Source organism: Yersinia sp. 2542 StPb PI, from assembly GCF_048593855.1.
GTDB classification, from domain to species: domain Bacteria; phylum Pseudomonadota; class Gammaproteobacteria; order Enterobacterales; family Enterobacteriaceae; genus Yersinia; species Yersinia enterocolitica_E.
The window spans coordinates 1-7,744 of sequence record NZ_JAZGQA010000194.1; the positions used below are offsets into that span (position 1 = coordinate 1).

Genomic DNA, 7,744 nt, shown 5'->3' on the forward strand with positions numbered 1-7,744 from the left:
TTTTGGTTGAGATGGGTTCATCATTGCTCACGATCGGAGCGGGTTTCGGTTGAGATGGGTTCATCATTGCTCACGATTGGAGCGGGTTTCGGTTGATATGGGTTCATCATTGCTCACGATCGGAGCGGGTTTTGGTTGAGATGGGTTCATCATTGCTCACGATCGGAGCGGGTTTCGGTTGAGATGGGTTCATCATTGCTCACGATCGGAGCGGGTTTCGGTTGAGATGGGTTCATCATTGCTCACGATCGGAGCGGGTTTCGGTTGATATGAGTTCATCATTGCTCACAGCCGGATCTGGTTTCGGTTGATATTCGATTTGTTTTCATTGCTGGCTTTGCCGCCTCAACCGAGCAGGAGGGCAAGCCGGCCCTCCTGCACCTGCGGCTTGCGCGAAATATTGCCCTACGGGTAAACCGTCTACGTCTTTCGGGCTGACGAGCCAGCGCGATTCGCTCCTGCTCAAGCGCGCTTTTCGCGGCCGTCCATGGCCGCTCACTCGGCCCTCCATCCTTGTCGGCAATATTTCTGATTGCGCTCAAGGTCGAAAGAGAAAATCAAAACCATAGTCTTTAGGTTTTGAAGTTTAAAAGCACATTTGAGCCGCCGAGTGAAGAATGTAGCAAGGGAAATCCGGCATGGACGCCGGATTTAGGCGTCACGCGGAAGGACCCGCGTAAAGCCGTCCCGCCAGCGTAATGATGAATCGAGGGCACCCACGCAGTGGGCAGGCGATTCGTGCGTAAGCGCGGGGGTTCCAAGGGGGTCACGCGCTTGTGACCCCCTTGGCGGTTGAGGCTACGGAGACAAGTTAATCACTGAACTCATGTCAACCGAACCGATAACCAAATCAAATCAAATCAACCTAAATCAACCTAAATCAACCAAAACCATCACTGCATGACACTCGCAACACTCTTCTGTGCCGTCATCATCGCCGGATACTTGGCGACTAAATTAGCCATCATCGTGTTATATAGCGCTGCTTGCTGTGGGGTCTGGAATTGAACGCCGCCATTATTGAAAGTGACCTGCGTTCCCTGTTGCTGCAAGAAATCACCAACTTGTGCCAGATCCTGCACAAAAGCAGAAATCACCGGCACTGCTGGGATCAACACATTGGCTGGCTGAGTCACAATATTATCGAAAGCTTTATTAAATACCACTTTCAAATCATCAGGCTGTTTCAATGCAGCAACCGCACTATCGGCTTGTGTTTTTGCCGTACGAATCTGTTGCACTAACAAGTTCAATGCACCTGCGGACTGCTGTAATGCATCACGCTTGGCGAGATAATCCTGCGCCACGCGGATCTCATTGATTTGAGCAATCGCCGGGCTCAAGCTGGCATCAACAGATTTGGTAAGCTGCTGTGAAAAAGTGACTAAAATCGCATAATCACTGACATAAGGGCCAAATTTCTGCTTTTGATCTTCGCTCAGTGTTGGCAGTTTCATCCCACTACGCATCACTGTATTTTGCAGATAATCAATAAAAGCCTTACGTTGTTCTGGTTCTTTATCCCCGCAGGCGGTCAATTGGAACACCACCAGTAACGCCAGTAATGGCGCTAACCAACGTGAATATCGGGCTGTATTCAGTGCAAAAGTCATGTGAAACTGCTCCTGTAGTAAGTACTTATTTTCACAAATTCTATTCTTATCACCCAACTCCAGTATTAAGAATAGCTAAGGGGAGCGATATACCCTTCTTACTTGAGGTTGCAGGGGTGTTCGCTGCTCTCACTTACCCGAATCACTTACTTGAATAAGCTCATCGGGATTCGCTCGTTTGCAGCCTACCTGCAACACCAAATTCTTTGGGTAACTACGCTCCCCTATGACCAGCCAAGTACAGAATTACTGTAATAACGAAATATCAGCAACCTGCAAGAATAGCTCGCGTAATTTACTCAGCAATGTCAGACGGTTGATCCGCACTGCATCGTCCTCTGCCATAACCATAACACTGTCGAAGAACTCATCGACCGTTTCCCGCAGAGCCGCCAGTTCCACCAGCGCTTCCTGATAGTGACCCGCAGCAAAGACAGGCTCCAGCTTGTCACGCAACACCACTAAATGTGTGGCCAGTTTCAGCTCTGCCGGCTCTTTTAACACCGAGGCATGCACATGGTCATTCAGGGTATCAGTGGATTTCGCCAGAATATTCGATACACGCTTGTTAGCAGCAGCCAATGTCGCTGCGGCATCCAGGGTACGGAAATAGGTCACCGCCTTCACCCGTGCATCAAAATCAGCCGGTTTGGTTGGACGACGAGCCAGTACCGCCTGAATAGTGTCAACGCTGTGACCTTCATCCTGATACCAGGCACGGAAACGGCCCAGCATGAACTCAATCACTTCATCGACCACGTTGCCATTGGTCAGCTTGCTGCCATACAGGCGCACCGCCTCTTCAGTCAGCGTTTGCAGATCAAGTGGCAAGTTCTTCTCGACGATAATGCGCAGTACTCCCAACGCCGCACGGCGTAGCGCAAACGGGTCTTTATCACCTTTCGGATGTTGACCAATGCCGAAAATACCGGCCAATGTGTCCATCTTATCGGCAATCGCTAATGCACAAGCAACTGGGTTCGATGGCAAATCATCACCGGCAAACCGTGGCTGGTATTGCTCATTCAGCGCTACAGCAACATCTTCAGCTTCACCATCGTGACGGGCATAGTGCATCCCCATCACACCTTGAGTATCGGTGAATTCAAACACCATGTTGGTCATCAGGTCACATTTGGACAGCAGACCTGCACGGGTAGCATGGTTAACGTCCGCGCCAATCTGTGCGGCAACCCAGCCCGCCAATGCTTGAATACGGTCGGTCTTGTCACGTAACGTCCCCAATTGCTGTTGGAACAGCACGGTTTCCAGACGCGGCAAATTATCTTCCAGACGTTTTTTACGGTCAGTCTTAAAGAAAAACTCCGCATCAGCCAAGCGCGGGCGAACCACTTTCTCGTTACCGGAAATAATCTGTTGAGGATCTTTAGATTCGATATTGGCAACAAAAATGAAGTTTGGCAGTAGGCTACCGGCAGCATCGTAAACCGGGAAGTACTTCTGGTCACCTTTCATGGTGTAGACCAGTGCTTCCGCAGGTACTGCCAGGAATTTCTCTTCAAACTTGGCGGTTAGCACCACCGGCCATTCAACCAGTGACGTCACTTCTTCCAGCAGGCTTTCACTCAGATCAGCAATACCGCCAATCTTCTGCGCTGCCAGTTCTGCATCACGCTTGATTATAGCTTTACGTGATTCATAATCAGCGATGACTTTACCGCGCTCCAGCAAAATCTGCGGGTATTGGTCAGCGTTATCAATAGTGAATTCAGCCTCACCCATAAAGCGGTGACCACGAATAATGCGGTCTGAATCAATACCTAACACAGTGCCTGGAATCAATTCGCTGCCTAACAGCAGGGTTACAGTATGAACCGGACGAACGAATTGGGTTTCTTTATCACCCCAGCGCATCAGTTTTGGAATAGGCAGCTTGCTCAGCGCGCTATTCACCATATCTGCCAGCAGTAATTGTGCTGATTGGCCTTTGACATGGGCGCGATACAGCAGCCATTCGCCTTTGTCAGTAACCAGACGTTCAGCCTGATCGACAGTAATACCACAACCCCGTGCCCAGCCTTCGGCGGCTTTGCTCGGTTTACCTTCAGCATCAAAAGCTTGCGCAATGGCAGGGCCGCGTTTTTCAACTTCACGATCCGCCTGAGCCGCGCTTAAATCGGTCACTTTTACCGCCAGACGGCGCGGCGCAGCATACCAAACCACCTCACCATGAGGCAGGTTGGCGTTATCCAGTTCAGCAGTAAAGTTGGCAGCAAAAGATTCGGCCAGAGAACGAAGAGCCTTCGGCGGCAGCTCTTCCGTGCCGATTTCCACCAGGAAAGTCTGTTGAGTCATGACAGCCTCTTAGTTCTGATTCTTTTTGCACATAGGGAAGCCCAACGCCTCGCGGGAAGCATAATAAGCCTCGGCGACAGCTTTGGTCAGCGTACGAATGCGCAGAATATAGCGTTGGCGCTCGGTCACCGAGATGGCTTTACGGGCGTCCAGCAGGTTAAACGTATGGCCAGCTTTCAGAATGCGCTCATAAGCGGGCAGCGGCAGCGGGTTCTCCAGTGCCAGCAGCGACTGAGCTTCTTTCTCATACTGCTCAAAGCAGGAGAACAGGAAATCCACATCGGCGTATTCGAAGTTATAGGTGGATTGCTCCACTTCATTCTGATGATAAATATCGCCATAAGTGGTTTTGCCCAGCGGGCCGTCGCACCAAATCAGGTCATAAACGCTGTCTACGCCCTGAATGTACATCGCTAAACGTTCCAGACCATAGGTTATCTCGCCAGTGACCGGTTTACATTCCAAACCGCCCACTTGCTGGAAGTAAGTGAACTGCGTCACTTCCATTCCGTTCAACCACACTTCCCAGCCCAGACCCCAGGCACCCAAGGTCGGGTTCTCCCAGTTGTCTTCAACAAAGCGGATATCGTGGATAGTCGGGTCCAGACCCAGTTCTCTCAGCGAGCCTAAATACAGCTCCTGGATGTTGTCTGGTGAAGGCTTAATGATCACCTGGAACTGATAATAGTGTTGCAGGCGATTTGGGTTCTCACCGTAGCGACCATCGGTCGGGCGGCGTGAAGGTTGTACATAAGCGGCAGCGATTGGCTCTGGGCCAAGTGCACGCAGGCAGGTCATTGGGTGGGAGGTACCCGCGCCGACTTCCATGTCCAGTGGTTGAACAATGGTGCAGCCTTGGCGCGCCCAATAGTCCTGTAACGTCAGGATCAGGCCCTGAAAGGTCTTGGTATCAAACTTTTGCATGTTGGATTCGCACGCGATACAAGTGGATTAAAATGGAATGGGTCAGTATACCCGTTGACCGTAAGATATACAGCCAGAATCCGGCAAGATGCAACAATCAAGATGGATTTGTCGATAAAATGAGCCTTTCACTGTATTCCAACTGATTATTCTGCTTTGCGCCAACAAAGGTAAAGAGTCCGTCGATAGGTTGCTAATCAGCTAATGAACAGCGATCATCCTCTGCTAAGTCAGATAATAAAAAGGAAGACGAGTTATGAGTCTACAACGCTGCGGTTGGGTCACCTCTGATCCTCTCTATCTCGCTTATCACGACACTGAATGGGGTATCCCACGTACCGACAGTCAGGCGCTGTTCGAAATGCTCTGCCTCGAAGGGCAACAAGCCGGACTTTCATGGATAACCGTGCTGAAAAAACGTGAACACTATCGCAAGTGCTTCCATAATTTTGATCCGGTGCGTGTGGCGAAAATGGGGCCGGACGATATAGAAAAACTGGTGCTGGACAGCGGTATTATCCGTCATCGCGGTAAGATTCAGGCCATTATCACCAATGCACAGGCTTATCTGGCCATGGAGGCCGACGGTGAGGATTTTTCGCACTTTATCTGGAGTTTTGTTGATGGCGAGCCAAAAATTAACCATTGGTGGTGTCTGGCGGAGTCACCCGCAACCACACCCGTATCAGATGCAATGTCAAAAGCATTGAAAAAAAAAGGTTTTAAATTTATCGGCTCCACCATTTGCTATGCCTTTATGCAGGCCAGTGGCCTGGTGAACGATCATCTGGCGAGTTGTTTTTGCCATCCGGATAACGCGGTAAAATGATAAGAACTTACCAACCGGACGATATCGATGCCGTGATGCAATTGTGGCTAACCAGCACGATTGCGGCGCATCCTTTTATTACCGAACAATATTGGCATGAGAGCGCCCCGTTGGTACGAAACACTTACCTGCCAGCAGCCCGCACTTGGGTCTATTTACACTCAAAAACCATCCATGATGAGAATCCGATTGCAGGATTTATCAGTATTCTGGAAGAACAACTGGTGGGGGCATTGTTTGTCGCCCAACCTTTTCACGGGCAGGGTATCGGTAAGGTATTGATGGAATATGTTCAGCGGCATTACCGCGCCCTGACATTGGAGGTCTATCAGCAAAACCAGCGCGCCTGCCACTTCTACCGTAAACAGGGTTTTACCCAGATAGGAAAAGCGTATAACGCCGAGACCAAAAACACTATTTTAACTCTGCACTGGCAACACCTATTTAATTAGCTCCTTATTTTACCCCCAGCATCTGACAAATTTTAATAACCGGTTCAACCCCATAACTGTATTACTCTATTCCTGAGCCTATTTTCCTGTGGGAATTACGTGAGGGGTTTAATATGATAGGGGCATTGCTAAGCATCCAATTATCCTTAACTTTGTTAATAATATTATCTCCATTAGCCATTGCCGATAATATTAAAATCAGAGAAGTTTGTTTATATTCTGAAGATAAATATCAAGTTGAAGCAACGAATGATAATGAATATAGCGGATGTTATAGAAAAAAACGGGATATCGCCGGAACGCTAGGCTGCACCTTTATCCCCGCATTGGCGATTTATAATTATGTTACCCATAGCCATTGTGATCAGGCAGATAAATTATGGCGTCAGATATCACATTGGTTTTCCGATGATAATCAAGACAAGGTAGTCTTGATTGCCAGTAATTCCCCTTTGCTTGAGCCACACCCTGCTCTTCCCCAAAATAGCGATGACCAAGCCAATTCTCTTATATTGACCTTAACCAAAATTGATACTCAATTACATAATCAGGCACTGACATTACCGGCCACTGCTCGATTTTGTAAAACCTCAATAGATAATATCCTCGCGGCTCGCTATCCCCGTAGCCCGGATGAAAACTGCCCTCAGTGGGTATCTCGTATATTAGCTGATTTCACCCTGTTATTCGGTGATACTGTGCGGGACTGGACACCCCAGCAACTGCAGAATGTCGTCACACGGATTGATAGACAACAGTCTACTGGCTATGCAGGTAACGATGAGACGACTGAGGATCATCTGGTCACTGGCGTCAGTGCCATTATCCAACAATTGGGATTGGCTGAAACCCTCCAGCAAATCACCCGTGCATTTCGCTATGCCCAATTAAATTATGCTAATTATATTGGACAGAACCCCAGCGCCACGGAATCACCTGGCGCCACACAAAGTCTTCCATTAGGGGAATATTCACTTTCGCTAGCGTCTTATCGCTATCCCGCCGAGCCGCACGTAGTCCGTATTCGCCACAATAATGAATGGGTGACCAGACCCGACTTACATTTTGAAGTGGAGATCATTGATGCCAGCACAACTGACCGGTCGGGTATTATTCTCGCGCACACCGTGATGGACCAATGGTTTACTACTTACCTTTTCGCCCCATTAAAAACTGACCAGCAAGACAATCCTCTGACTGATCTTGATCGCACTACCAGCGCAGCACGCACCACCAGTACCTCACTGTTACTCGAATTGGAAAACACCACCAGTGACTATCTGTTCGTGGTGGTACGGCTTGAGGGAGAGATTGTCAGCATGTTGGGAGCCTCTAGCGGGAACGCGACAGATGAGTTCTATATCGATGTTTCGGTGAGCGCTCCCCGTAACGTTCTGACCCCCAATGCTGAAGGCAATGTGCGCGGAGCAGGCAGCGTAGCAGTACATGAATTGGCCCGTTACCTGAAAGAAAATGGGGTGAAAATATTACGGTCTAGCGTTATTTCACAGCCCTCCGCCCGCGTAAAAATGAAGCTCGGTTTTCATCATGATGAACTTTGATATTGACTCAAATATTTGATGAAAATATTTATTATTAAATAGTGCCAC

General features: G+C 49.0%; 6 protein-coding genes. 3 read left to right on the top strand and 3 right to left on the bottom strand.

Annotation, left to right across the window (positions count from 1 at the left end; translation table 11 throughout):
• Positions 1-893: 893 nt before the first annotated feature.
• The 3 genes from V1952_RS18055 to glyQ all read right to left on the bottom strand — a co-directional run bounded on the left by V1952_RS18055 (position 894) and on the right by glyQ (position 4,853).
• On the bottom strand, positions 894-1,613 hold the full coding sequence (locus V1952_RS18055) for a DUF3053 domain-containing protein (RefSeq protein WP_083161480.1): 720 nt from the start codon (positions 1,611-1,613) through the stop codon (positions 894-896).
• 246 nt (positions 1,614-1,859) lie between these two features.
• Positions 1,860-3,929 carry a glycine--tRNA ligase subunit beta gene (gene glyS / locus V1952_RS18060; protein ID WP_372560219.1) on the bottom strand — a complete coding sequence of 690 codons (2,070 nt, stop codon included), beginning with the start codon at positions 3,927-3,929 and terminating at the stop codon, positions 1,860-1,862.
• A gap of 9 nt (positions 3,930-3,938) precedes the next feature.
• Positions 3,939-4,853 (bottom strand): glycine--tRNA ligase subunit alpha, encoded by a 915-nt coding sequence (glyQ, locus tag V1952_RS18065; protein ID WP_005186828.1) that lies wholly within the window; start codon positions 4,851-4,853, stop codon positions 3,939-3,941.
• Between the two features lie 256 nt (positions 4,854-5,109).
• Between glyQ and V1952_RS18070 the strand changes: the two genes are divergently transcribed.
• From V1952_RS18070 to V1952_RS18080, 3 genes are all read left to right on the top strand, one after another.
• Entirely contained in the window at positions 5,110-5,682 is a 573-nt protein-coding gene (locus V1952_RS18070) for a DNA-3-methyladenine glycosylase I (RefSeq protein WP_420075255.1), read from the top strand.
• Entirely contained in the window at positions 5,679-6,134 is a 456-nt protein-coding gene (locus V1952_RS18075; protein WP_420075256.1) for an N-acetyltransferase, read from the top strand. Before V1952_RS18070 ends, V1952_RS18075 begins: the two co-directional genes overlap by 4 nt.
• 113 nt (positions 6,135-6,247) lie before the next feature.
• Positions 6,248-7,696: a GNAT family N-acetyltransferase gene (locus V1952_RS18080; RefSeq protein ID WP_420075257.1), complete on the top strand. Its 1,449-nt coding sequence runs from the start codon at positions 6,248-6,250 to the stop codon at positions 7,694-7,696.
• The last annotated feature ends 48 nt before the right edge of the window (positions 7,697-7,744 follow it).

What these genes read in the sequence shown, in the direction of transcription:
- V1952_RS18055 (WP_083161480.1), bottom strand. Translation starts at nt 1,613, where the DNA reads ATGACTTTTGCACTGAATACAGCCCGATATTCACGTTGGTTAGCGCCA.
- V1952_RS18075 (WP_420075256.1), top strand. Translation starts at nt 5,679, where the DNA reads ATGATAAGAACTTACCAACCGGACGATATCGATGCCGTGATGCAATTG.
- V1952_RS18070 (WP_420075255.1), top strand. Translation starts at nt 5,110, where the DNA reads ATGAGTCTACAACGCTGCGGTTGGGTCACCTCTGATCCTCTCTATCTC.
- glyS (WP_372560219.1), bottom strand. Translation starts at nt 3,929, where the DNA reads ATGACTCAACAGACTTTCCTGGTGGAAATCGGCACGGAAGAGCTGCCG.
- glyQ (WP_005186828.1), bottom strand. Translation starts at nt 4,853, where the DNA reads ATGCAAAAGTTTGATACCAAGACCTTTCAGGGCCTGATCCTGACGTTA.
- V1952_RS18080 (WP_420075257.1), top strand. Translation starts at nt 6,248, where the DNA reads ATGATAGGGGCATTGCTAAGCATCCAATTATCCTTAACTTTGTTAATA.